General features: G+C 60.9%; 24 protein-coding genes. 10 read left to right on the top strand and 14 right to left on the bottom strand.

Annotated elements, in window-relative coordinates:
• Positions 1-170: 170 nt before the first annotated feature.
• The 3 genes from JFT44_RS10305 to JFT44_RS29090 all read left to right on the top strand — a co-directional run bounded on the left by JFT44_RS10305 (position 171) and on the right by JFT44_RS29090 (position 1,888).
• On the top strand, positions 171-1,115 hold the full coding sequence (locus JFT44_RS10305; protein WP_198830615.1) for an alpha/beta hydrolase: 945 nt from the start codon (positions 171-173) through the stop codon (positions 1,113-1,115).
• A gap of 68 nt (positions 1,116-1,183) precedes the next feature.
• Complete coding sequence (locus JFT44_RS10300) at positions 1,184-1,654, top strand: MaoC family dehydratase (protein WP_032862565.1); 471 nt, start codon at positions 1,184-1,186, stop codon at positions 1,652-1,654.
• Positions 1,655-1,741: 87 nt separating this feature from the next.
• Positions 1,742-1,888: a 4Fe-4S binding protein gene (locus tag JFT44_RS29090; RefSeq protein ID WP_128593822.1), complete on the top strand. Its 147-nt coding sequence runs from the start codon at positions 1,742-1,744 to the stop codon at positions 1,886-1,888.
• On the opposite strand, the gene JFT44_RS10295 is transcribed toward JFT44_RS29090, so the two are convergent.
• Positions 1,840-2,307, bottom strand: coding sequence for a PA2169 family four-helix-bundle protein (locus tag JFT44_RS10295; RefSeq protein WP_115128803.1), 468 nt, complete (start codon positions 2,305-2,307; stop codon positions 1,840-1,842). The two genes, JFT44_RS29090 and JFT44_RS10295, sit on opposite strands and share 49 nt — an antisense overlap.
• 206 nt (positions 2,308-2,513) lie before the next feature.
• On the opposite strand from JFT44_RS10295, the gene JFT44_RS10290 reads away from it, so the two are divergent.
• Both JFT44_RS10290 and JFT44_RS10285 read left to right on the top strand, forming a co-directional pair.
• Positions 2,514-2,750, top strand: coding sequence for a DUF3820 family protein (locus JFT44_RS10290; RefSeq protein WP_057439951.1), 237 nt, complete (start codon positions 2,514-2,516; stop codon positions 2,748-2,750).
• A gap of 12 nt (positions 2,751-2,762) precedes the next feature.
• Positions 2,763-3,935: an aminotransferase class V-fold PLP-dependent enzyme gene (locus JFT44_RS10285; protein WP_198830614.1), complete on the top strand. Its 1,173-nt coding sequence runs from the start codon at positions 2,763-2,765 to the stop codon at positions 3,933-3,935.
• A 1,053-nt stretch (positions 3,936-4,988) separates the two neighbouring features.
• Here the strand turns inward: JFT44_RS10285 and JFT44_RS10280 are convergent.
• From JFT44_RS10280 to zwf, 3 genes are read right to left on the bottom strand one after another with little or no spacing between them, the layout of a single operon-like run.
• The gene (locus JFT44_RS10280; protein WP_057439953.1) at positions 4,989-5,654 is read right to left on the bottom strand and encodes a bifunctional 4-hydroxy-2-oxoglutarate aldolase/2-dehydro-3-deoxy-phosphogluconate aldolase; all 666 of its coding nucleotides are present in this window, start codon (positions 5,652-5,654) and stop codon (positions 4,989-4,991) included.
• A gap of 17 nt (positions 5,655-5,671) precedes the next feature.
• Complete coding sequence (gene pgl, locus JFT44_RS10275; RefSeq protein WP_057439954.1) at positions 5,672-6,385, bottom strand: 6-phosphogluconolactonase; 714 nt, start codon at positions 6,383-6,385, stop codon at positions 5,672-5,674.
• The gene (zwf, locus tag JFT44_RS10270; protein WP_057960487.1) at positions 6,372-7,838 is read right to left on the bottom strand and encodes a glucose-6-phosphate dehydrogenase; all 1,467 of its coding nucleotides are present in this window, start codon (positions 7,836-7,838) and stop codon (positions 6,372-6,374) included. Before zwf ends, pgl begins: the two co-directional genes overlap by 14 nt.
• A 219-nt stretch (positions 7,839-8,057) precedes the next feature.
• Here zwf and JFT44_RS10265 point away from each other — a divergent pair, with 219 nt between their 5' ends.
• Positions 8,058-8,918, top strand: a complete 861-nt coding sequence (locus JFT44_RS10265) for a MurR/RpiR family transcriptional regulator (RefSeq protein WP_169866643.1) — start codon at positions 8,058-8,060, stop codon at positions 8,916-8,918.
• Between the two features lie 85 nt (positions 8,919-9,003).
• Here JFT44_RS10265 and JFT44_RS10260 read toward each other — a convergent pair whose 3' ends face one another.
• From JFT44_RS10260 to JFT44_RS10215, 10 genes are all read right to left on the bottom strand, one after another.
• Complete coding sequence (locus tag JFT44_RS10260) at positions 9,004-9,849, bottom strand: D-hexose-6-phosphate mutarotase (protein ID WP_120733986.1); 846 nt, start codon at positions 9,847-9,849, stop codon at positions 9,004-9,006.
• A gap of 162 nt (positions 9,850-10,011) precedes the next feature.
• A complete protein-coding gene (locus JFT44_RS10255; protein WP_057439963.1) occupies positions 10,012-11,358 on the bottom strand; it encodes a carbohydrate porin in 1,347 nt (448 codons plus the stop codon).
• A gap of 178 nt (positions 11,359-11,536) precedes the next feature.
• Positions 11,537-12,694 (bottom strand): sn-glycerol-3-phosphate ABC transporter ATP-binding protein UgpC, encoded by a 1,158-nt coding sequence (locus tag JFT44_RS10250; RefSeq protein WP_198830613.1) that lies wholly within the window; start codon positions 12,692-12,694, stop codon positions 11,537-11,539.
• A 2-nt stretch (positions 12,695-12,696) separates the two neighbouring features.
• Positions 12,697-13,539 (bottom strand): carbohydrate ABC transporter permease, encoded by an 843-nt coding sequence (locus tag JFT44_RS10245; protein WP_057439965.1) that lies wholly within the window; start codon positions 13,537-13,539, stop codon positions 12,697-12,699.
• Positions 13,532-14,440 carry a carbohydrate ABC transporter permease gene (locus tag JFT44_RS10240; protein ID WP_029296391.1) on the bottom strand — a complete coding sequence of 303 codons (909 nt, stop codon included), beginning with the start codon at positions 14,438-14,440 and terminating at the stop codon, positions 13,532-13,534. Before JFT44_RS10240 ends, JFT44_RS10245 begins: the two co-directional genes overlap by 8 nt.
• A 169-nt stretch (positions 14,441-14,609) precedes the next feature.
• Positions 14,610-15,896, bottom strand: a complete 1,287-nt coding sequence (locus tag JFT44_RS10235; protein WP_198830612.1) for an ABC transporter substrate-binding protein — start codon at positions 15,894-15,896, stop codon at positions 14,610-14,612.
• A 106-nt stretch (positions 15,897-16,002) separates the two neighbouring features.
• On the bottom strand, positions 16,003-17,262 hold the full coding sequence (locus JFT44_RS10230) for an AGE family epimerase/isomerase (RefSeq protein WP_198792064.1): 1,260 nt from the start codon (positions 17,260-17,262) through the stop codon (positions 16,003-16,005).
• Between the two features lie 141 nt (positions 17,263-17,403).
• On the bottom strand, positions 17,404-18,246 hold the full coding sequence (locus JFT44_RS10225; protein WP_057439969.1) for a hypothetical protein: 843 nt from the start codon (positions 18,244-18,246) through the stop codon (positions 17,404-17,406).
• Positions 18,247-18,357: 111 nt separating this feature from the next.
• Positions 18,358-19,356: an NAD(P)-dependent oxidoreductase gene (locus JFT44_RS10220; protein ID WP_057439972.1), complete on the bottom strand. Its 999-nt coding sequence runs from the start codon at positions 19,354-19,356 to the stop codon at positions 18,358-18,360.
• Between the two features lie 53 nt (positions 19,357-19,409).
• On the bottom strand, positions 19,410-20,303 hold the full coding sequence (locus JFT44_RS10215) for a LysR family transcriptional regulator ArgP (RefSeq protein ID WP_057439973.1): 894 nt from the start codon (positions 20,301-20,303) through the stop codon (positions 19,410-19,412).
• Between the two features lie 102 nt (positions 20,304-20,405).
• Here JFT44_RS10215 and JFT44_RS10210 point away from each other — a divergent pair, with 102 nt between their 5' ends.
• The 4 genes from JFT44_RS10210 to JFT44_RS10195 all read left to right on the top strand — a co-directional run bounded on the left by JFT44_RS10210 (position 20,406) and on the right by JFT44_RS10195 (position 22,529).
• The gene (locus tag JFT44_RS10210) at positions 20,406-20,804 is read left to right on the top strand and encodes an ACT domain-containing protein (protein WP_057960493.1); all 399 of its coding nucleotides are present in this window, start codon (positions 20,406-20,408) and stop codon (positions 20,802-20,804) included.
• Between the two features lie 5 nt (positions 20,805-20,809).
• Positions 20,810-21,409: a LysE/ArgO family amino acid transporter gene (locus tag JFT44_RS10205; protein ID WP_057439975.1), complete on the top strand. Its 600-nt coding sequence runs from the start codon at positions 20,810-20,812 to the stop codon at positions 21,407-21,409.
• Positions 21,410-21,587: 178 nt separating this feature from the next.
• Positions 21,588-22,184 carry a superoxide dismutase gene (locus tag JFT44_RS10200; protein ID WP_003212997.1) on the top strand — a complete coding sequence of 199 codons (597 nt, stop codon included), beginning with the start codon at positions 21,588-21,590 and terminating at the stop codon, positions 22,182-22,184.
• Between the two features lie 156 nt (positions 22,185-22,340).
• On the top strand, positions 22,341-22,529 hold the full coding sequence (locus JFT44_RS10195; RefSeq protein WP_057439976.1) for a hypothetical protein: 189 nt from the start codon (positions 22,341-22,343) through the stop codon (positions 22,527-22,529).
• Positions 22,530-22,708 lie beyond the last annotated feature (179 nt).

Genomic DNA, 22,708 nt, shown 5'->3' with positions numbered 1-22,708 from the left:
GCTGTTTAAGGGAAGCGGAGCTTCGAGGACGTTAGCAGCTATGGCCAAACAGGCAAATACACTAAAACGTGTCATTGATTGTATGAATCTTGCCCCTGAGGCCGCGGGTGATCAGACGCCGGCCCTCGGATGAGCTATACACTGCAACGACCCTGAGCAAAGGAAGCGCCATGAACCACACCACTTTCTGGCTGACCGCGAACGACCGCAGCCGCCTGTACGTCAACCAGTGGCTACCGGACAGCACGCCCACGGCGCTGGTGATGCTGGCCCATGGCATGGCCGAGCACAGCGGCCGCTATGCGCGCCTGGCCCAGGCCCTGTGTGATGCCGGCCACGGCGTGTATGCCCCGGACCTGCGCGGCCATGGCCGTACCGCCGATGAAGGCACCCTGGGCCTGTTTGCCGAGCGCGATGGCTGGAACAAAGTGGTAGGTGACCTGGCCGCGCTCAACCAGCACATCGGCCAGCAAGCCCCCGGTGTGCCGATCCTCCTGCTGGGCCATAGCATGGGCAGCTATATCGCCCAGGCCTATCTGTTGCATCACAGTGCCAGCCTGCACGGGGCGATTCTCAGTGGGTCGAACTTCCAGCCGGTGGCCCTGTACCGCGCCGCCCGCCTGATCGCCCGGGCCGAACGCCTGCGCCAGGGCCTCAGGGGCCGCAGCGCACTGATCGAGTTTCTGTCGTTTGGCTCGTTCAACAAGGCCTTCAAGCCCAACCGCACGGCGTTTGACTGGCTGAGCCGCGACCCGGACGAAGTGGACAAGTACATCAACGACCCCCTGTGCGGCTTTCGTTGCACCAACCAGCTATGGATCGACCTGCTGGGTGGCTTGCAGCAAATCAGCAAAGCGTCCAATCTCAAACAGATTGATCCGGGCCTGCCAATCCTGGTGATGGGCGGCGAATGTGATCCGGTCAGTGAAGGCAAGCGTCTCACCAGCCTGGCCAACGCATTGCGCGATGCCGGCTGCCAGAACCTGCACGTGAACATCTACCCGCAGGCGCGCCACGAACTCTTCAATGAAACCAACCGCGATGCGGTCACCGCTGATGTGCTGGCCTGGATGGCCCAGGCCGTGAACCATCGCCGGCCGGCGCGCTGCGAGTGAACGCATAAATATTTTCGTTTAAAATCAACGAATTAAGATTACCGATTAGCCACAGGATGCAGGATCAGATGACCCAGGTTACCAACACTCCGTACGAAGCCCTCGAAGTTGGCCAGAAAGCCACCTACAGCAAAACCGTAGAAGAGCGCGATATCCAGCTGTTCGCGGCAATGTCCGGCGACCATAACCCGGTGCACCTGGATGCCGAATTCGCCAAGGCGACCATGTTCAAGGAGCGGATCGCCCACGGCATGTTCAGCGGCGCCTTGATCAGCGCGGCAGTCGCTTGTGAGCTGCCTGGGCCGGGCACCATCTATATCGGTCAGCAGATGAGCTTCCAGAAGCCGGTGAAAATCGGCGACACCTTGACCGTACGTCTGGAAATCCTCGAGAAGCTGCCCAAGTTCCGCGTGCGGATTGCCACCCAGGTGTTCAACCAGCGTGATGAGTTGGTGGTGGATGGCGAAGCCGAGATCCTCGCGCCACGCAAACAGCAGGTTGTGACCTTGACCGAGTTGCCGGCGATCAGCATCGGCTGATCAGGCATGTGAAATAAAAAATATGGGAGCGGGCTTGCCCGCGATGGCGTTCTGTCAGTCGATACATACATCGACTGATCAACCGCTATCGCAGGCAAGCCAGCTCCCACATTTGTATCGGGGTACGGCGCAATTACCGGTGGGAGCAGGTTTGCCTGCTCCCACATTTGTTACTTCAGCGCAGCTCAGGACTGGGCGCGAGCCTGGTTACGCAGGGCTTTCACCTGGTCGTGATTGCGTTGCGCACCATGATACTGGCGCTCAACCAGGTCACGAATACCGACCAGGTTGTGCTTGTTGATTTTCTCGATGGCCTCTTTGTAAGCCTTCAGTGCGTGGTCTTCACCGCGCTCGGCTTCGTTGAGTACCGCTTCTTCGTCCTTGCCGGTGACCATCGACTTCACGTCGACCCAGCCACGGTGCAATGCGCCGGCCACGCTGCCGGAATCTTCCGGATCGCCACCCAAGGCCCGCACCGCCGTTTGCAGTTCGGCAGCCGCCGACGCGCAGTCTGCGGAACGCTTGACGAACAGCGCCTTGAGCTCAGGGTGCTTGATGTCTTCTGCGCAGGTCTTGAAGCCTTCCTGGCCGTCTTTGCTGGTTTCGATCAGGTCATTGAGTACGGAGATCGACTCTTTGTTGATATCAGTCATTTTTCAATTCCTTCGCGGGTTTAGAAAGGTATTGGGGTAGTTGCAGCGCCCGTGCCAGGTCTTGAATCAATATTTATTCCTTATTTTTCAACATGTTATAAATAACCCTCAAATCTGTATCCGCTTTATTTGCATGATCTGTCATTTGGCCTTCATGCAGAATGCCTGTATTTTCCAAGGCATCCTCCTGATTGCCTGAAGCCCGTATGAACCCCGAAAAACTCGAACTGCTGATCACCCGCCAAATGCCGTTCGGCAAGTACAAGGGCCGGATCATTGCCGACCTGCCCGGTCCGTACCTGAACTGGTTTGCCCGCGAAGGTTTTCCCCACGGCGAGCTGGGCGGTTTGCTGGCCTTGATGCAGGAAATCGACCACAACGGCCTGTCCGAACTGCTGGAACCGCTACGCGACAAACACGGTAAACCCGCCCCGCGCCACTAACCGAGCCCGCCCATGCCCCACACCCGCGACGAAGCCTATTGGCAGGCCATTGCCCAGCGCTATGACCTGGAGCCCGGCCCCATCAACCTGGAAAACGGCTACTTTGGCCGCATGAGCCGGGCCGTGTTGGCCCAGTATCAGGAGCACGTGGCCTTCATCAATCGCAGCAACTCGGTGCATGTGCGCCAGCGCTTCGAGCAAGGGCAACATGTCGAGATTCGCCGGCAACTGGCCGAGTTGGTCAACGTCGACCCAGAAGCGATTGCTTTCACCCGCAATGCCACCGAAGCCCTGCAGTCGCTGATCCGCAACTACAACCGCCTGCAGCCGGGCGACCAGGTGCTGATCAGCGATCTGGAATACGACACGGTCAAAGGCGCCATGCGCTGGCTCGCCGGCTACAGGGGGGTAGAGGTGATCGAAGTGTCCCACGCCCATCCGGCCAGTTTCGACAGCCTGCTGCAGACTTATCGCGACACCTTCAGCCGCTACCCACGCCTGAGGCTGATGGCGCTGACCTATGTCACCCACCGCACCGGCCTGGTCATGCCGGTGGAGGCCATCGCCCAGGTTGCGCGGGAATATGGCGTCGAAATCATCCTCGATGGCGCCCATGCCCTTGGCCAGATCGACTTCGACCTGGCCCAGTTGGGCATCTCGTTCGCCGGCTTCAACCTGCACAAGTGGATCGGTGCACCGCTGACCCTGGGCTTTCTCTATATCGCCCCGCAGCGGCTGGCGGACATTGACCCGGACATGGGCGAGTTCCACTACCCAGCCAGCGACGTGCGCGCCCGTACGTCCTACAGCACGCCGAACTTTCCAGCGCTGATGACCTTGCCGCTGGTGCTCGAAGAGCATCGGGCCCTGGGCGGCGCGCAGGCCAAGGGGGCGCGGGTGAAATACCTGCGTGACCTGTGGGTGAGCCAGGTACGGCCATTGCCGGGGATTGAGGTGCTGACCTCGGATGATCCACGGTTGTATTGCGCGATTACGGCGTTCAAGTTCAACGGGCGCGATCAACAGGTGATGGCGGATCGATTGCTTGATGAATACAACCTGTTTACCACCCTGCGCAGTGGGGCAGCGTTTGGTACCTGCATACGGGTGACGCCGGGGGTGGTGACGTCGGCGGCGGACATCGACGTGCTGGTCAATGCCATTACCAAGCTGAACACTGATTAAAATGTGGGAGCTGGCTTGCCTGCGATAGCGGTGGGTCAGTCAAATATCGGTTAACTGAACCAGCGCTATCGCAGCATAGGTATCTACACAACTCTTTTCTGGGGTTGTGTACATATCTGTTGTTACGGTTATGGCGGCTATTGGTTCCGCCCTTACGGCGGGTCACTTTTGGAAAAGAGCCCGGAGTGCCGGCCCAGCCAAAAGTAACCAAAAGGGCTCCTGCCCCACCACTCGGCACCTCGCCTAGGCTCGGTGTGCCCGTCATCCGACATTGATTTGGGGGGCCGCCGCGATGGGCCATCCATGGCCCAGCGCGGCTAACCCGGCGTCCTGCCGGGTTACCCCCCAAATCAATATCGGATGACGGCCAGCGTGGTTTAACGGGGCGCCTAAGATCAAAATCAAAGCAAAGCGAGGCGGCCTTAGAGCCGACCTGATCGTCAAGGCGTACGCATATACCTGTGGGAGCTGGCTTGCCTGCGATGGCGGTGTATCAGTCGATAAATGTATTGGCTGAGACACCGTCATCGCAGGCAAGCCAGCTCCCACAGGGGAATGCAGCTTCGCGCTCTTGCTTTGCTGTTGCTCTGCTTTTGATCTTGATCTGAGGCGCCCCGTTAAACCACGATGGCCGCAGGCAGGCATTGCGCAGTGGGCACCCCGGCATGGATGCCGGGGTAGCCGCGACACGGCCAGGGATGGCCGATCGCGGCGGGCCCACGGAGCAATGCCTGACTGCGGGCATGCCGAGCCTAGGCGAGGCACCGAGTGGTGGGGCAAGAGCGCTTTGCTTACTTTGGCGCTTCTCCAAAGTGAGCCGCCGTAAGGGCGGAACCCTAAGTGGCCGTGACCGCAGCAACGGATATGTACACAGACCAAGAAGAGAGTTGTGTAGATACCTACGGCCATCGCAGGCAAGCCAGTTCCCACACAAGCCCCCCATTTGAATTACGGTGAAATTTCGCTTTTCTATAGGCAAAAAAAAGCGGCGCACCGACCAAGTGCACCGCAAACATGCCGTGAAGCACAGCAACAACGATTCGGTAAAGCCAATCAGTCCAGCAGCGCCAGCGCCTCAGCGGTGACTTCCTGGATGCGCGCCCAGTCGCCGTTCTTGATCCACTCCGGATCAAGCATCCAGCTACCGCCCACGCACATCACGTTTTTCAACGCCATGTAGTGTTTGATGTTGGCCGGGCCAACGCCGCCAGTGGGGCAGAATTTCACTTCGCCAAACGGTCCGCCCAGGGCCTTGATTGCCGCCACACCGCCGCTGACTTCCGCCGGGAACAGTTTGAAACGACGATAGCCCAGGCCATAGCCTTCCATGATTCCGGAGGCATTGCTGATGCCGGGCAGCAGCGGGATCGGGCTGTCGACACTGGCTTCAAGCAGGTCACGGGTAATACCGGGGGTGACGATAAACTGCGAACCCGCCGCCTCGGCAGCCGCCAGCATGGTGCGATCGAGCACCGTGCCCGCGCCCGTCACCAACTCCGGACGCTGCTCACGCAGGACCTGGATGGCCTTGAGGCCGAACTGCGAACGCAGGGTCACTTCCAGCGCGGTCAAGCCACCCGCCGCCAGGGCATCGGCCAGGGGCAGAATGTCCTGTTCGCGGGCAATGGTGATCACTGGCAGGATCCGCGCCTTGGCGCAGAGGCTGTCGATCAGGGCAACTTTATCCGCCATGGACACGGTCGGGTGAGGGCTTTTCATAGCGGCTGATCCTTGGCTCATGGGCACCAGTAAATCTCTAGAGTGGGTTGCAAAAACGCGCGAATCGGCATGCCGGCAACATCGTCGCTGGCCAGCGCTTCGCTCAGGGTGTGGAGTTTCGAATCGCCGGCAATCGACAACACGGTGTAGCGCGCGCTGGCCAGCAATGCACGACTCATGGTCAGGCGCTGATGGGGCACGCTCGGCGCCAGCATCGGCCAGCACCGGCGGGTGCCATCGGGCTGCAGCGCTTCGGCCAGGTTCGGGCTGTTGGGGAACAGCGACGCGGTATGCCCGTCATCGCCCATGCCCAGCACCAGCACATCAATCGCCGGCAGTTCGGCCAGCAGGCGATCCGCCTGCTCGGCAGCGCCGTCCAGGTTCGCGGCGGCGCTGTAAAGGCTCAAGAACTTGGCCTTGGCCGCCGGGCCTTGCAGCAGATATTTCTTCAACAGGCCGGCGTTGCTGTCGGCATGTTCCACCGGCACCCAGCGCTCATCGGCCAGGGTAATGGTGACCTTGGACCAGTCCAGCCCCTGGCTGGCCAGGTTCTGGAAAAACGCCACCGGGCTGCGGCCACCGGACACCACCAGGGTCGCCTCGCCACGGGCACTGATGGCCGCGCGCAGTTGTTCGGCCACGTCGTTGGCCAAGCCTTCGGCCAGCAGTACCGGCGTGCGGTACTCATGGGGTGTTACGCCCTGGGGCAGTTTCAAATCAGATATCGCCATACCACGACCTCCCATCCCGCGTGATCAGTGCAATGGAGCTCATCGGCCCCCAGGAACCCGCCGCATACGGCTTGGGTGCATCACCGGATTTTTTCCACCCGGCGATCAACTGGTCACACCACTTCCACGCGGCTTCGATTTCATCTTTACGGACAAACAGGTTCTGATTGCCGCGCATCACTTCCAGCAACAACCGCTCGTAGGCATCGGGAATCCGTGCGCTGCGGTAGGTGTCGGAAAAATTCAGTTGCAGTGGCCCGCTGCGCAGTTGCATGCCCTTGTCCAGGCCCTGCTCCTTGGTCATCACGCGCAAGGAAATACCTTCGTCCGGTTGCAGGCGGATGATCAGCTTGTTGCTGATCTGCAGGCGCTGTTCGGGGGCAAAGATATAGTGGGACGGTTCCTTGAAGTGGATAACGATCTGCGACAACTTTTGCGGCATGCGCTTGCCGGTGCGCAGGTAAAACGGCACCCCGGCCCAACGCCAGTTGCGGATATCGGCCCGCAGGGCGACGAAGGTTTCGGTATCGCTCTGGGTGTTGGAGTTATCTTCTTCCAGGTAACCCGGCACCGGCTTGCCGGCGCTGTAGCCAGCAATGTACTGGCCGCGCACGACCTGGGTGGTCAGGCCTTCCGGGCTGATCGGCGCGAGGGCCTTGAGCACCTTGACCTTCTCGTCGCGGATGCTGTCGGCGGACAAGTCGGCCGGCGGGTCCATGGCGATCAGGCAGAGCAATTGCAGCAGGTGATTCTGGATCATGTCCCGCAGTTGCCCGGCCTTGTCGAAGTAACCCCAGCGACCTTCGATACCCACCTGCTCGGCCACGGTGATTTCCACGTGGGAGATGTAATGCTGGTTCCACTGGGTTTCAAACAGGCTGTTGGCAAAACGCAGGGCGATCAGGTTCTGCACCGTCTCTTTGCCCAGGTAGTGGTCGATGCGGTAAGTGCGGTTTTCCGGGAAAAACTGCGCCACGGCGTCGTTGACCTTGCGCGAGGACTCCAGGTCCGAACCGATGGGTTTCTCCAGGACCACCCGGGTATTTTCCGCCAGGCCGACCTTGGACAGGTTCTCGCAGATCGCGCCATACACCGCCGCCGGGGTGGCGAAGTAGGCGATCAGGCGTTGTTCGGTGCCGGCCTTGGCGGCCAGGGCCACGTAGTCATCGGCATTCATGAAATCGACATGCACATAGGCCAGGCGCGCGAGGAAGCGCGCAGCTACCGCTTCATCCAGTTCCTGACCGACGTATTTGCGCAGTTCGTGCTCGATGTGGTCCAGGTGCTGCTGCTCGGAGCCAGCTTCACGGGCCAGGGCCAGGATGCGGGTATCGGCATGCAAGAGCCCGGCGCCATCGAGTTGATAAAGGGCAGGAAATAACTTGCGCAGCGCCAGATCACCCAAGGCGCCAAACAGGGCAAAGGTGCAGGGTTCCACGGTTATCGAAGGCATGATGTTTGTTCTTTTATCAAGTTAAGCTACAAATACCTTTTTTCAAGGCATCACTCAAGGAAAAATGTAGTAATAACCACAACATTTTCCCAAAATACGCATTGCGAGTGGTGGTGTTCAACTACCCTCAGTAGGATAGGCCACCGCCAAGGGCCGCTCGTCGACCTGTTACTGGCCCTTACTTGCATCGTCGCCCGAAGGAAAGACTGAATGGACCGCGTGCGCAATCTTCTGGAACAGATCCGGAACCGCCTCGAAGAATTGAACAAGGCCGAGAAAAAAGTCGCCGAGGTCATCCTGCTCAACCCACAGCAGGCGACCCGCTTCTCGATCGCTGCCCTCGCCCAAGCCGCCTCGGTCAGTGAACCGACGGTCAACCGTTTCTGCCGCTCGTTCGGCGTCAGCGGTTACCCTGAACTGAAATTGCAACTGGCGCAAAGCCTGGCCAGTGGCGCGGCCTATGTCAGCCGCGCTGTGGAGGCCGATGATAACCCCGAGGCCTACACGCAGAAGATTTTTGGCAGCGCCATCGCTTCATTGGACAGCGCCTGCCAGGCCCTGGACCCCGCGCTTATCAGCAAGGCCGTGGACTTGCTGATCCAGGCACGGCAGATCCACTTCTTCGGCCTCGGTGCTTCGGCGCCAGTGGCCATGGATGCCCTGCACAAGTTCTTCCGTTTCAACCTGTCGGTGACGGCCCACGCCGATGTATTGATGCAACGCATGATTGCCTCGGTGGCGCATACCGGCGAGCTGTTCGTGATCATTTCCTACACCGGCCGCACCCGCGAGCTGGTGGAAGTAGCGCGCATTGCCCGGGAGAACGGCGCCTCGGTGCTGGGCGTGACGGCCGAGAACTCGCCATTGGCCAAGGTCAGTACGGTGAGCTTGAACATCCCGCTGCCGGAAGACACCGACATCTATATGCCAATGACCTCGCGGATCATTCAGTTGACAGTGCTGGATGTGCTGGCGACCGGCATGACCTTGCGCCGTGGTGTGGATTTCCAGCCCCATCTGCGCAAGATCAAAGAGAGCTTGAATGACAGCCGGTATCCGGTGGGGGATGAGTTCAACTAAAGCTGGAATCGCCTCCAGCAGGGCCAGCCCAGCCCGCTACCTTGTGGGAGCGGGCTTGCCCGCGATGAGGCCCAGGGCAACACCACTACCCCCCCGCCCGGGCCTGCAAACTCAAATGCGCCCTCTCCCCCGGCGCCAGGCTGGCCCCAGCCATGGCCGACTCCACGCACACAAAGCCCGACGCCTCGTTAAAGCTCACCCCCAGCAATGGCCGGCTGCCCGGATGCCAGACCACCGTGTCGGCACTGTCGCCAGTGTCGATGCACAGTTCGCGCTGCCAGGCGTGGTCCTTGAGCTGCAACTCCCCCTCATGCTGGAACACGCGCTGGCAGCCGCCATCGACGCGCAACTCACCTTGCTGCTGGCAAACCTGACGACTCAACTGGTCGTAACCCTGCGCCCCGTCGAGCCCAGACAGCGCTATCTCGCCCACGTTGCCAATCCGCCAATAGGCGTGCAAAGCGTGGCTCAACTGGCACGGCAGCTCATCCTGATGCTCGGTGCTCAGGCGCAGTTCGAGGGTTTCGCCCAGGTGCGCATGCAGGTCCACCTGCCAATCGCACAGCTGCAATTGCCAATGCAGGCGCACACCGTCGTCATCGGTGCTGCTGTCCAATAGCTTCCAGTCAATCAAGCGTGCCCAACCATGGGAGGGCCAGGCGTTTTCGCTGGGATGGCGGCCATACCACGGCCAGCACACTGGCACGCCGCCACGGATCGCCCCGACCTGCGGCCACTTGGCCGCGCACCACAGCCATGGCTTCTGGCCCGTGGGTTGGAAATGCAGCAACTGCGCGCCCTGGCGGCTGAATACCGCCTGGCACAGGGGGTGGTTAATCACCAATACGTCGCGCATCTGGAAGCGCTCCCAGGCGAATACCGGTTGCTCGCGCAGGGATTTGAAAAAGCGTTGCAGCGGATGCTCATGCATGTGCCACGGTCCTGTAGATCACTATCGCTCACCTCTTTGGTGAACCTGTGGAAGCTGGCTTGCCAGCTCCCACACGCGTTATGCGCACCCGCTCAAAAAAAAGCGGATAGCCATGGCTACCCGCAAAATGCGCACAGAGAGAAGGAGCTTATCGCAACCGCGTTAGAACACCGACTGAATTTTCAGACCGGCGACCAGGGCGTTGTCGACTTTATCCACGCCACCTGGGTGGGTGACGTATTGCAGGTTGGGACGCACGGTCAACCAGTTGGTGACGTGGAAGCCGTAGTTGATTTCGTAGTTGTACTCGGTGCCGCGCAGTGGCGCATAACCTGCCTGGCTGTAATCGGTGAAACCGCCCGCTTCGTTCAACAACTCGGCGTTCTTGCGCACGTCATCGTTGACATGCAGGCGAGCAGCACCAATGCCGACGTCATCTTTTGGACGCGCATCGAATGGGCCTTTGTACACCAGCATGATCGACTGATAGTTGTCGACCGTGTTGGTTTCCTTGTCGTGGAAGGTGGCGTTGGCCGCGATGTTCAGGCCGCGGGAAGCGTCGCCGTTATGGGTGGTGAGCTGCTGCTGGGCAACGAACCAATAGCCTTTTTTGCTGCTGCGGGTACGGTAGTCTGCGCCAGTGGTGGCCGCATTGTCGCCGTTGACGTCTTCACGTACGTCGGGAGCATCGGCGGCGCTCTTGTAGTAACCCACACGGTATTCGCCCGGCAGGTTATTGACCTTCGGCGACCAGACCAGCTCCACCGGAATCACGGTGCCCTTGGTGCCACTGCCGCTGAGCTTGAAGCCGTTGCCGTGCTCCAGCTGCGAGGGGTTCTGGTTGTACGCGCCGATCTGCGCATACAGCTCAGGCGTGATGTGGTACTTCACGCGGATCGCGGCCTGGCTGACCGGCCAGTTGTACCAGGTGTTGACGTAGTTACCCACTTGGGAGCCGCAGAACGAGAGGTTCTGGAAGTCGCACGGGAAGGTGTTGAAGTCTTCGCCTTCACCGAAGTAACCGAGTTTCACATCCAGCTTGTTGTCGAACATCTGGTGCTGAATCCAGAACTGGGTCAGGCGCACCATATGGCCACGGCCGTACACTTCTTGAGACGAACTCAAGGTGCCGGCACGCGGGTCGCCAATGCGGTCATTGGAGATGTTGCGGCCATTACGGCTGGTCATCTGGATCTTGGCCTGGGTGTTGTCCCAGCCCCAGAGTTTTTGCAGGTCCAGCGCTACGCCGAGGCCGAACTGGTCAGCATAACGACCGGTCTTGTCATCGTTGTAGCCGCCGTGGGCGTTGTAGCCCGCTTCCCCAACGTAGTCGGCCTTGATGTCGATACCCCGCTCGATCAGCTTGGTCCGCTCGCCGCCCCAATCGCCGGTCATCCATTTGGAATCGGCACTGAAGGCCTCGTCTGCCATCGCATTGGCGGACAAAACCAGCGCTGCCGCTGCTGACAGCTGGCAGATCAAGCGAGTGTTGTTGTGTTGCTTTTTCATCCCTACATCCTCGTCTTTATTGTTATTAACTGTTTTTATCTAACGCGGTTTACAGCTATTTCCGAAACATCCACATCGAATGTGTGGGAGCGGGCTTGCTCGCGATGGCATCACTGCGGTGTGCCTGGTAGACCGAGCGGCCTGTATCGCGGGCAAGCCCGCTCCCACATTTTGATTTTCAGCGGCCTTTAAATTGGGTGACGTTGTCGGCGTGTGGCACTGGCACTGACGCGGCGGTGCCCAGGCGTTCGCCGGTCTTGGCGTCGAACAGCAGCACCTTGGCCGGATCGAACTGCAAGGTCAGGCTCTCGCCCACTTGCGGCGCCACATCTGGCGCCAGGCGGCAGCAGACCTTGGTGTCATTGAGCTGCACGAACACCAGGGTGTCCGGGCCTGTGGGCTCGGTCACCTGGACTTCGGCACGAATGCTCGGCAGGCCATTGCCCTCGCCGCTGGCCAGGACAATTTGCTCCGGGCGCAGGCCGAGGATCACATCGCGGTCTTCAAGACCCGCATCGTTCATGCCCAGTGGCAATTCGCAACGCGCCTGACCGCTGTCGAGCAGGGCCAGCAGGCGGCCCTCCTTGCGTTGCAGGCGCAGGGGGATGAAGTTCATCGGCGGCGAGCCGATAAAGCTCGCCACAAACAGGTTGGCCGGGTCGTTGTAGATGTCTTTCGGCGTGCCGAACTGCTGGATGATCCCGTCCTTCATCACCGCCACTTTGTCGCCCAGGGTCATCGCTTCGATCTGGTCGTGGGTCACGTAGACCGTGGTGGTTTTCAGGCGCTGATGCATCAGTTTCATTTCGGTGCGCATCTCGACCCGCAGCTTGGCGTCGAGGTTGGACAGGGGCTCGTCGAACAGGTAGATCTTCGGCCGCCGCGCCAGTGCCCGGCCCATGGCCACGCGTTGTTGCTGGCCGCCCGAGAGCTGGCCCGGCTTGCGATTGAGCAGGTGCTCGATCTGCAGCAGCTTGGCCACCCGCGCCACCTCCTCGTCGATGCCGGCCTGGCTCATCTTGCGGATTTTCAGGCCGAACTCGATGTTCTCGCGCACGCTCATGGTTGGGTACAGGGCGTAGGACTGGAACACCATGGCGATATCCCGGTCCTTGGGGCTCATGCCGCTGACGTCCTGGTCGCCGATCATGATCGCGCCGCCGCTGATGTTCTCCAGGCCGGCGATGCAGTTCATCAAGGTCGACTTGCCGCAGCCCGAGGGCCCGACAAGAATCAGGAACTCACCGTCCTTGATCGACAGTTCGATGTTCTTCAGGGTGTCCGGCAGGCCGGCACCATAGGTCTTGTTTACGTTGCGAAGTTCGAGCGTAGCCATGATTACCCCTTGACCGCGCCAGCCGTGAGGCCGCGCACGAAATACTTGCCTGCGACCACATAGACCAGCAGGGTCGGCAGCCCGGCGATCATCGCCGCCGCCATATCAACGTTATATTCCTTGGCCCCGGTGCTGGTGTTGACCAGGTTGTTCAGCGCCACCGTGATGGGCTGCGAATCACCGCTGGAGAACACCACACCAAACAGGAAGTCGTTCCAGATCTGGGTGAACTGCCAGATCAGGCAGACCATGATGATCGGGGTCGACATCGGCAGAATGATCCGACGGAAGATGGTGAAGAATCCTGCGCCATCCAGGCGCGCAGCCTTGACCAGCGCATCCGGAATGCTCACGTAGTAGTTGCGGAAGAACAGCGTGGTGAATGCCAGGCCGTAGACCACGTGCACGAACACCAGGCCGGTGGTGGTGCTGGCCAGGCCCATTTTGCCGAGGGTGAACGAGGCCGGCAGCAAGACGGTCTGGAACGGCAGGAAGCAGCCGAACAACAACAGGCCGAAGAACAACTGCGAACCGCGAAAACGCCACATCGACAGCACGTAGCCGTTCAACGCACCGATGGTGGTGGAGATCAGCACCGCCGGGATGGTGATCATGAACGAGTTCCAGAAGTACCCGTTTACCGTGGCCCAGGCCTTGACCCAGCCGATCCCGGTAATCACCGTCGGCCAGCTCAGCAGGTTGCCGGTGCTGATGTCTTCCGGGGTCTTGAAGCTGGTCAGCAGCATCACCACCAGCGGCACCAGGTACAGCACCACGGCGAGGATCAGCACCGCATGGATCGCCAGGCGGCTGAAGCTGATGGAAGGTTTGGCGAGACTAGTCATGGCGCTTGGTCCTCAGCTCGGAGTACAGGTAAGGCACGATGATCGCGAGGATCGCGCCGAGCATCAGGATCGCACTGGCCGAGCCCATGCCCATCTGGCCGCGACTGAAGGTGAAGGAATACATGAACATCGCCGGCAGGTCGGACGAGTAGCCAGGGCCACCGGCCGTCATTGCCGCCACCAGGTCAAAGCTCTTGATGGCGATGTGCGCAAGGATCATCACCGCGCTGAAGAACACCGGGCGCAGGCTGGGCAGCACCACGCTCCAGTAGATACGCGGCAGGCTCGCGCCGTCGATCTGTGCGGCACGGATGATCGACTGATCAACCCCACGCAGGCCGGCGAGGAACATCGCCATGATAAAGCCCGAGGCTTGCCATACCGCCGCAATCACCAGGCAATACACCACGCGGTCCGGGTCGATCAGCCAGTCCAGCCGGAAGCCTTCCCAGCCCCAGTCGCGCAGCAGTTTGTCCAGGCCCATGCCGGGGTTGAGCAGCCATTTCCAGGCAGTACCGGTGACGATCATCGAGAGCGCCATCGGGTACAGGTAGATGGTGCGGATAAAGCCTTCGCGGCGGATGCGCTGGTCGAGAAAGACCGCCAGCAGCACGCCGATCACCAGGGTGATGCCGATAAACATGCCGCCGAACAGCGCCAGGTTTTTGCTCGCCACCCACCAGCGGTCGTTGTCGAACAACCGTGCGTATTGCGCCAGGCCCACCCATTTGTAGGTGGGCAGGAAGGTGGAGTTGGTGAACGACAGCACGAACGTCCACAGGATGTAGCCATAGAAGCCCACCAGAACGATGAACATGCTCGGGGCCAGCACCAGTTTGGGGAGCCAGCGCTGCAATGCATCGAACGGCGAGGCCTTGCTGAACACAGCAACAGAACTCATGGGGAAATCCAGGGCAGGGAGTAAGGGACTAATGGATAACCTTGTGGGGGCCGGCTTTAGGTGGGGGCTGGTTTGCCTGCGATGGCATCACCTGGGTGTCACTGCTACACCGAGGCGCCTGCATCGCGGGCAAGCCCGCTCCCACACTGAAACCGATTGCCCCTAGGGGTTACTTGGCAGACTTGATCGCCGCACCAAGTTTCTTGGCGGTGTCGGCCGGGTCGGCTTTCGGGTCGTTGATGAAGTTGGTCACCACATCAAAGAACGCGCCCTGTACCGCCAGCGTGGTCGCCATGTTGTGCGCCATGCTCGGTTGCAGGCCGCCGGACTTGGCATCCACCAGGAAGTCCTTGGCCGCCGTCTGGGCGCAGCTGTCGAAGCCGTATTTGGCCATGTCGCCGAGCATGTCGTTGCGCACCGGGATCGAGCCCTTGTTGATGCTGAAGACCTTCTGGAAGTTCTCACCCAGCACGACCTTGGCGATGTCTTGCTGACCGGCCGAGGTGCCGGCATCTTTCTGCTTGAACACCGCCAGGGAGTCGATGTTGTAGGTGAAGGCCTTGTCGGTGCCCGGGAAGGCTACGCACTCGTAGTCCTTGCCGGCGATTTTCTTGGCGGCTGTCCACTCGCTCTTGGCCCAGTCACCCATGATCTGCATGCCGGCCTTGCCGTTGATGACTTTGGCGGCTTCCAGGTTCCAGTCCTGGCCCTTGCCGTCGGCGTCCATATAGGTCGCGACCTTTTTCAGCTCGGTCAGCGCCTTGACCATGTCCGGGCCGGTCAGGGTCGCGTTGTCGAGGTCGACCAGGGCTTTCTTGTAGCCGTCCACGCCCATGACCGAGAGCACCACGGCTTCGAACACCGTGCTGTCCTGCCAAGGCTGGCCACCGTGGGCGAGCGCAATGAAGCCGGCAGCCTTGAGCTTGTCACCGGCGGCATAGAATTCTTCAAGGGTCGTAGGGTTTTTGCTGATGCCGGCTTTCTTGAAGACTTCAGGGTTGATCCACAGCCAGTTGACGCGGTGGATATTCACCGGCACGGCCACGTAATCACCTTCGTACTTCACCGTGTCGGAGACTTTCTTGTCGAGCAGTTCGTCCCACTTCTCGGCCTTGGCCACGTCCTTCAGGGCGTCGGTGTCGAGCAGCCCGGTGGACGCCCATTCCTGGATGTCGGGGCCTTTGATCTGGGCCACGCCTGGCGGGTTGCCGGCGACCGCGCGGCTTTTCAGCACGGTCATGGCCGTGGCACCGCCGCCGCCTGCGACGGCCCCGTCTTTCCAGGTAAAGCCGTCTTTCTCAACTTGGGCCTTCAGGACATCCACCGCCGCCTTCTCACCGCCCGAGGTCCACCAATGCACAACTTCAACCGTCCCTTTGGAGTCGGCGGCAAATGCACTGAGGGGAAACAACGAGGCAATGGAAATAGCAACGGCGAGGCGATTAATCGCGTTCATCTGAGTACCTTTTTCTTGTTGTTATGCATGCAAGTCTGGAGCTTGCGCTGCATAGGATTCTAAACAGGGATTTTTGCCAGGCACGTAACAAAGGGACGGGCAAATGTCACCACTTGGTGACATAGCAGCCGGCCCCCAGCGCACTGGCCATGCTTGGGGATAACGGCAGGCCCGGCAGCAATACGGCCTGCCAGGCATGGTACAGGTCCGGCTTGCCACCCCAGATCTTGCTGGCGGGCAGGTTTTGCGGGTCGAGTTCGTGGTGCCAACTGCCCTGGACCCGGTCGATCAGGTGGGTTTCACAGAACTCCCAGAAGCGCCGGTACCAGACCTCGTAATGCCACTCGCCGGTGCGCTTGAGCAGGGCCTGGGCGGCCGCGCTGGCTTCGGCGTGGGTCCAATGCAGACGCTCGCGCACCACCGGGCGGTAGTGCCAGTCCAGGGTGTAGACCAGGCCCGGGCCACCGTCCACCGACCAGCCATACTCGCAGGCGCTGGCGAACAAAGCCTTGGCATCCTCCAGCAACCACGCTGGCGTGACGAGCCCCGCCTGCTGGCGTGCGGCTTCAAGGTGCAACACCAGGCGCGCCCATTCAAAGCCGTGCCCGGGAGTGATGCCGTAGGGGCGAAAGCCGTCGGCCGGGTTGTCTTCGTTGTAACGGTGCAGGGGTTGCCAATAGCGGTCGAAATGCTCGATCACCATAAATTCATTGGCGGCGGCGTGCCGATGGATCACCCGTTCGACAATACGCAGCGCCCGCCCCAGCCAGCGCGTGTCGCCGGTGACATCGGCCAGGGCCAGAAAGGCTTCGGTGGCGTGCATATTGCTGTTGGCGCCGCGATAGGCTTCTTCACCGCTCCAGTCCCGGGCGAAGGATTCAAGCATTGCGCCCTCCTCCTCGCACCAGAAATGCTGGTCGATGATCTGCATGGCATCCGTCAACAGAGCTTGCGCCCCAGGGGCACCCGCCACCACAGCGGAACTGGCGGCCAGGGCGACAAAGGCGTGCAGGTAGGCGGCCTTGCCCGTATTGCCATCACCCGCGCCGGCGACGGCAAACCAGCCGCCATGCTCGGCATCCCGCAACGGGCCGGCGAGGCTGGCCACACCGTGCTCCACCAGCTCGGCATAGCCCGGCAGCCCTTGGGCGTGAGCCATGGCGAAGCTGTGGGTCATGCGGGCGGTGTTCATGGTTTCGGCGTGGGCATCGACGGGCAGACGGCCCTGTACATCGAGGTTGCCGAAGCCTTCAGGCAGCCGCGAGGCCTTGGCAAAACCCAGCAGGCGCTGGCCTTCGGCGGCGAGCCAGGCGTGATGGGCAGGGGCGTTCAGCCAACTGCTGGCAGGCAGTGGTTGCATGATCATGGGTGGCCCTTTTTGTTTTTATGGGATGACCGCAGTCTAAACAAGGGTCGGGAGAGGGCATGTAACGAAAGAGCGAGGAAATGTCACAGATTGGTGACATTGGCAAGAGCCGGCAAGCCGGCCCCAAGAGTAACAATGGCGTCACTGGCCCAGGGGCGTGACCTTGGCCGGCGCACTCACTTCCCGTTGCAGGTTCTGCATCTGGGTTTGCAAGGTGGTGATGTTGCGGGTGGTCTGGATACGGAACACGTCGAACTCTTTATTCGACGGCCCTTCGGTGGCGGCGCGGTTGTCCAGTTCGCTCTTGACCACCAGCAGGTCCTGTTCCAGGCGTGCAATGGCCGTGGCCGGATTGCCCTGCTTCTTCAAGGCGGCCACCTCCGTGCCCAGTTCCTTGACGTCGGCATTCAATTTGGCGGCTTCGGCCTGTGCGGCCTTGAGGGCGGTCAATTCATTGACCAGGCTCAGCACCTGGGCCTGCAACTGGGTATTGGCGGTGGCCAGGTCCGTGGTGCTGGCACTCATCTGCGCCAGGCGCTTGTCCAGGTCGGTGGCCTGGCCCGCCACGCCCAACTGCTGCTTGCCCTGCTCCAGCAATTGGCTTTCCAACTGCTTGATCTGCAGCTTGAGCGCTTCGCTACCGGTATTGACGATGGCCTCACTGGCCACCACCTTGCCGGAAATGTCCTGCAAGCGGCCGGCGGCTTCTTCGCTGATACGCGCAAAGCTTTCCTGGGTGGCCACCAGTTGCTGCCCCATCAGGGAGATCTGCTGGAAACTCCACCAGGCCAGGCCCACGAAGGCGAACAGCAGCGCGCCGACCAGGGCCCACAACGGCCCGGTACTGGCACTCTTGACCTTGACCACCGGCGCCGGGCGCGAGCGGATGGAGGTGGCAGCTGTCGGCACAAAATCATCGTCATCGCCAACGTCGGCCCGCAGGCTCGGCACATTGTCGAAGTCGTCTTTAGTATCGTTACGCATGAATCAACCTTGAGATAGCCACATAAAAAACCAAGCGGCGGGAGTATAAACCCCTGGCCCGTCGCCTTGGTCGAGCGGCAACCGAAAAATCGGTTCCCGGTGTTGCGAAGGCTACTGGGAGCCCGGTTCCTGGACTTTCCACCAGTGGCAAAATTCGTCGAGCGCTGTCCACAGGCTGACCCTGGGTTGGTAATCGAGGTAGTGCTGCGCGCGGCTGATGTCCAGGGTGAAATCCTTGTTCATCACCTGCATGCCCAGGCGTGACAGTGACGGCTCCGGACGCCCCGGCCACATCGCGCAGAAGGCTTCATTGAGCGCCGCGACGCTGTAGGACAAGCCGTAGGAACGGTAACGCGTGACCTGGGGCATTTCCATCTGGCGCATCACGTAGTTGATCACGTCCCACACCGGCACCGGCGTGCCATTGCTGATGTTATAGGCCTTGCCCAACGCCGAGCCAGTGGCCAGCAGGCTGCTGAGCAGGGCCTCGTTGAGGTTGTGCACACTGGTGAAATCAACCTTGTTCAGGCCGTCGCCGACGATGGCCAGGCGGTTTTTGCGCTGCATTTTCAACAGTCGCGGGAAGATGCTCATATCCCCGGCCCCGGTGACAAAGCGCGGGCGCAGGGCCAGCACTTCTAGGCCGAACTCCTGGGCACCGAAGACTTTTTGCTCGGCCAGGTACTTGGTGGCCGCATAGGGATGCTTGAAACGCTTGGGCACTTGCTCTTCGGTCAGCCCCAGGTGATCGCGGCCATCGAAATAGATCGACGGCGACGACAAGTGCACCAGGCGCCCGACCCGCTGTTTCAGGCAGGCTTCGACCACGTTTTCGGTCACCTGCACATTGCCCTGGTAAAAGTCCTGGTAACGCCCCCACAACCCTACGGCACCGGCACAATGCACGACGGCTTCGACGTCGCGGCACAGGTTGCGCACCAGATCCGGATCATTCAGATCACCCTGGATAAACTCGGCGCCGCGCCGTACCAGGTGCTCGACACCCTCGGCCCGCCGCCCGTTGACCCGCACGTCCAGGCCCTGCTCCAGGGCGAAGCGCGCAAAGCGCCCGCCAATGAAGCCGCTTGCGCCGGTGACCAGAATTTTCATGTATTACTCCGTGCTCTTTACATTTTTCATCACAGTTGCGTTGACGCCAGCCGTCACCCCAACGGCACCAACAACTGGCCGGTCGCCCGCGCCAGATGCTCGGTCAACAAGCCGAGCAATTGCCCACCACTGCGCCAATGATGCCAGTACAACGGCACATCAATGGGTTTATCTGGCAATAACTCCACCAGCACCCCACGCTGCAGTTGCTCACGCACCTGTAACTCCGGCACCAGCCCCCAGCCCAGGCCGGCCTCGGCCAGGCGGATAAACCCTTCGGAAGACGGGCATAAATGGTGCTCGAAACCGCCGTCCACGCCCAGCGAGGCGAGGTAGCGATGCTGCAGGAAATCATCCGGGCCAAATACCAGCGCCGGGGTCCGGGCCAACTGATCGGCGCGCACCCCGCCGGGAAAGTGCCGGGCGATAAACGCCGGGCTGGCCAGGGCCCGATAGCGCATGGCCCCCAGCAGCAGGCTGCGGGCACCGGCCACCGGGCGCTCGCTGGCGCAGACGCAGGCCGCCACTTCGCCGGCGCGCATGCGCTTGAGGCCGACGGTCTGGTCTTCCACCACCAACTCCAGCAACACATGCTGTTCGGCGCAAAAGTCCCCCACCGCCTGCCCCCACCATGTGGCCAGGCTGTCGGCGTTGATGGCAATCCGCAGGCGCTCCGGCATGCCCTCCTCGTCCAACGCCGGCACCTGGCTTTGCAGGTCGCGCTCCAGCAGGCGCACCTGCTGCACATGGTTGAGCAGGCGCCGGCCGATTTCCGTGGGGGTGGGCGGCGTTGCGCGCACCAGTACTGGCTGGCCGATACGCGCTTCAAGCAATTTGATGCGCTGGGAAATGGCCGATTGCGACACGCCCAGCACCTGGGCGCCACGTTCAAAGCCGGCCTGTTCCACCACCGCCGCCAGGGCAGAGAGCAATTTGTAGTCGAACATCAGTGTTCCTAATGAGCGATGAGCAATATTGGTTTTTCTTATACAGCGCCAGACCGGAGAATGACCAGCATCCCGTGTTTACCTTCTTTCAAGGATCTTCCAATGGCTGGCGAAACCGCCCTGGCAACCCTACTGCGCAGCATGAGCCCACAGCTCAACGCGGGCGACTATGTGTTCTGCACCCTGGCCGACAACCGCCTGCCCGCCTGCGAAGTGATCGGCAGCTTTCGCGAACAGGAAGGCTTGACGGTGATTGTCGAGCGCCAACAGGCCGAACAGGCCGGCCTGGCCTTTGAGTATGTGGCGGCATGGATCACCTTGAACGTGCACTCGGCCCTGGAGGCCGTCGGCCTGACCGCCGCCTTCGCCACTGCCCTGGGACGTGCCGGGATCAGTTGCAACGTGGTCGCCGGCTACTACCACGACCATTTGTTTGTCGGCCGCAACGATGCCGAGCGGGCAATGGATGTATTGAAACAACTGGCAGCGGGCGCGGAGTAAATCCTATGTGGCAAAGTTATGTGAACGGCTTGCTGGTGGCCCTCGGGCTGATCATGGCTATCGGTACGCAAAACGCGTTTGTGCTGGCGCAGAGCCTGCGTCGCGAACATCACCTGCCAGTGGCGGCCTTGTGCGTGGTGTGTGATGCGCTGCTGGTGGCCGCCGGGGTGTTTGGCCTGGCGACGGTGCTGGCGCACAACCCGTTATTGCTGGCGATTGCCCGCTGGGGCGGCGCGGCTTTCCTGCTGTGGTATGGCGCCCTGGCCTTGCGCCGCGCCTGTTCGCGGCAAAGCCTGGGGCAAGGCGAGGGCCAGAAGGTGCGCTCATTGCGCGCGGTGATGCTCAGCGCCCTGGCCGTAACCCTGCTCAACCCTCATGTGTACCTGGACACGGTGTTACTGATCGGCTCCCTGGGCGCCCAGCAAACCGAGCCGGGCGCTTATGTCGCAGGCGCCGCCAGTGCGTCGTTCCTCTGGTTTTCCGCCCTGGCCCTGGGCGCGGCGTGGCTGGCCCCGTGGCTCGCGCGCCCGGCGACCTGGCGCCTGCTGGACCTTTTGGTGGCGGTGATGATGTTCAGCGTGGCCTATCAATTGATCAGCACCTGAGGAATATTCCAAAACGCTCTGGAACCTCTATCCCACACAGTTGTTGCGTGGTTTTGCCGCACCCCCGGTGCTATGATCCAGCCCCTGCGCCGCAAAGAGTACAAACTCCCCGGCGCTTGTTTGGCCGCCCGTGATCGGCCTTGCGCTCACCGCAACTGACCTGATTAGGAGAATTATCATGGCTTTCGAATTGCCGCCGCTGCCCTACGCACACGATGCCCTGCAGCCGCACATCTCCAAGGAAACCCTGGAGTATCACCACGACAAGCACCACAACACCTATGTCGTGAACCTGAACAACCTGGTGCCTGGCACCGAGTTCGAAGGCAAGACCCTGGAAGAGATCGTCAAATCCTCTTCGGGTGGCATCTTCAACAACGCCGCCCAGGTCTGGAACCACACTTTCTACTGGAACTGCCTGGCGCCAAACGCCGGCGGCCAACCGACTGGCGCACTGGCCGAGGCGATCAACGCCGCTTTCGGTTCGTTCGACAAGTTCAAGGAAGAGTTCACCAAGACTTCGGTCGGCACCTTCGGTTCCGGTTGGGGCTGGCTGGTGAAAAAGGCTGACGGTTCCCTGGCCCTGGCAAGCACCATCGGCGCCGGCAACCCGCTGACCAGCGGCGATACCCCGCTGCTGACCTGCGACGTCTGGGAACACGCCTACTACATCGACTACCGTAACGTGCGTCCAAAGTATGTGGAAGCGTTCTGGAACCTGGTCAACTGGAAGTTCGTTGCCGAGCAGTTCGAAGGCAAAACCTTCACTGCGTAAGTAACCCTTGCAGTAAAAAAGAGCCCGGCAATTGCCGGGCTTTTTTGTGCCAGATTGAAACCACCTCACCCCAACACCCGTGGAACTCACCGACAGGAATTGACCACTGAGCCGGTGAGAGAAATAACTCCCTCATCTATTTTAGGAGTATCAACCATGCTTGGAATAATGGAACTCGCCAAGGGCGCCATGCCAGGGATCGGAGAGCTTGTGGGTGCCTTGGCGGGAGTGCTGGGGAATGCAATAAAGGGCAAGTCAGGTGAAGACGAGGAGAAAGAACCCGGCAAAATAGCCGAAGATGTACACGCCAAAGTCGATATGCAGATTACCTACCCGCACCCTTGAGGCCATCGACGTGCTCTTGCGACAGGCAGAAAAGCCTACGCCTGTACGCCCGCCAGCCGTGCAAAAGGGCGGAAGATTTGATCCGCCCATCGCCTTCCAGATCTTGCCCCGCTAGCGTCCAGACGCCACGCACCGCAATGTTCCTTTGACTGCCACCACGGGATTGCCAATACTCATGG

It is taken from the genome of Pseudomonas sp. MF5691 (assembly GCF_016405645.1).
Taxonomy (GTDB): domain Bacteria; phylum Pseudomonadota; class Gammaproteobacteria; order Pseudomonadales; family Pseudomonadaceae; genus Aquipseudomonas; species Aquipseudomonas shahriarae.
Note: the sequence above shows the minus strand (reverse complement) of the source record. Positions and strands in the feature narration are given on the sequence as shown.

Excerpts from the sequence above, each read along its gene's own strand:
- JFT44_RS10305 (WP_198830615.1), top strand. The coding sequence starts at position 171 with ATGAACCACACCACTTTCTGGCTGACCGCGAACGACCGCAGCCGCCTG.
- JFT44_RS10300 (WP_032862565.1), top strand. The coding sequence starts at position 1,184 with ATGACCCAGGTTACCAACACTCCGTACGAAGCCCTCGAAGTTGGCCAG.
- JFT44_RS10295 (WP_115128803.1), bottom strand. The coding sequence starts at position 2,307 with ATGACTGATATCAACAAAGAGTCGATCTCCGTACTCAATGACCTGATC.
- JFT44_RS10290 (WP_057439951.1), top strand. The coding sequence starts at position 2,514 with ATGAACCCCGAAAAACTCGAACTGCTGATCACCCGCCAAATGCCGTTC.
- JFT44_RS10285 (WP_198830614.1), top strand. The coding sequence starts at position 2,763 with ATGCCCCACACCCGCGACGAAGCCTATTGGCAGGCCATTGCCCAGCGC.
- JFT44_RS10280 (WP_057439953.1), bottom strand. The coding sequence starts at position 5,654 with ATGAAAAGCCCTCACCCGACCGTGTCCATGGCGGATAAAGTTGCCCTG.
- pgl (WP_057439954.1), bottom strand. The coding sequence starts at position 6,385 with ATGGCGATATCTGATTTGAAACTGCCCCAGGGCGTAACACCCCATGAG.
- zwf (WP_057960487.1), bottom strand. The coding sequence starts at position 7,838 with ATGCCTTCGATAACCGTGGAACCCTGCACCTTTGCCCTGTTTGGCGCC.
- JFT44_RS10260 (WP_120733986.1), bottom strand. The coding sequence starts at position 9,849 with ATGCATGAGCATCCGCTGCAACGCTTTTTCAAATCCCTGCGCGAGCAA.
- JFT44_RS10255 (WP_057439963.1), bottom strand. The coding sequence starts at position 11,358 with ATGAAAAAGCAACACAACAACACTCGCTTGATCTGCCAGCTGTCAGCA.
- JFT44_RS10250 (WP_198830613.1), bottom strand. The coding sequence starts at position 12,694 with ATGGCTACGCTCGAACTTCGCAACGTAAACAAGACCTATGGTGCCGGC.
- JFT44_RS10245 (WP_057439965.1), bottom strand. The coding sequence starts at position 13,539 with ATGACTAGTCTCGCCAAACCTTCCATCAGCTTCAGCCGCCTGGCGATC.
- JFT44_RS10240 (WP_029296391.1), bottom strand. The coding sequence starts at position 14,440 with ATGAGTTCTGTTGCTGTGTTCAGCAAGGCCTCGCCGTTCGATGCATTG.
- JFT44_RS10235 (WP_198830612.1), bottom strand. The coding sequence starts at position 15,896 with ATGAACGCGATTAATCGCCTCGCCGTTGCTATTTCCATTGCCTCGTTG.
- JFT44_RS10230 (WP_198792064.1), bottom strand. The coding sequence starts at position 17,262 with ATGATCATGCAACCACTGCCTGCCAGCAGTTGGCTGAACGCCCCTGCC.
- JFT44_RS10225 (WP_057439969.1), bottom strand. The coding sequence starts at position 18,246 with ATGCGTAACGATACTAAAGACGACTTCGACAATGTGCCGAGCCTGCGG.
- JFT44_RS10220 (WP_057439972.1), bottom strand. The coding sequence starts at position 19,356 with ATGAAAATTCTGGTCACCGGCGCAAGCGGCTTCATTGGCGGGCGCTTT.
- JFT44_RS10215 (WP_057439973.1), bottom strand. The coding sequence starts at position 20,303 with ATGTTCGACTACAAATTGCTCTCTGCCCTGGCGGCGGTGGTGGAACAG.
- JFT44_RS10210 (WP_057960493.1), top strand. The coding sequence starts at position 20,406 with ATGGCTGGCGAAACCGCCCTGGCAACCCTACTGCGCAGCATGAGCCCA.
- JFT44_RS10205 (WP_057439975.1), top strand. The coding sequence starts at position 20,810 with ATGTGGCAAAGTTATGTGAACGGCTTGCTGGTGGCCCTCGGGCTGATC.
- JFT44_RS10200 (WP_003212997.1), top strand. The coding sequence starts at position 21,588 with ATGGCTTTCGAATTGCCGCCGCTGCCCTACGCACACGATGCCCTGCAG.
- JFT44_RS10195 (WP_057439976.1), top strand. The coding sequence starts at position 22,341 with ATGCTTGGAATAATGGAACTCGCCAAGGGCGCCATGCCAGGGATCGGA.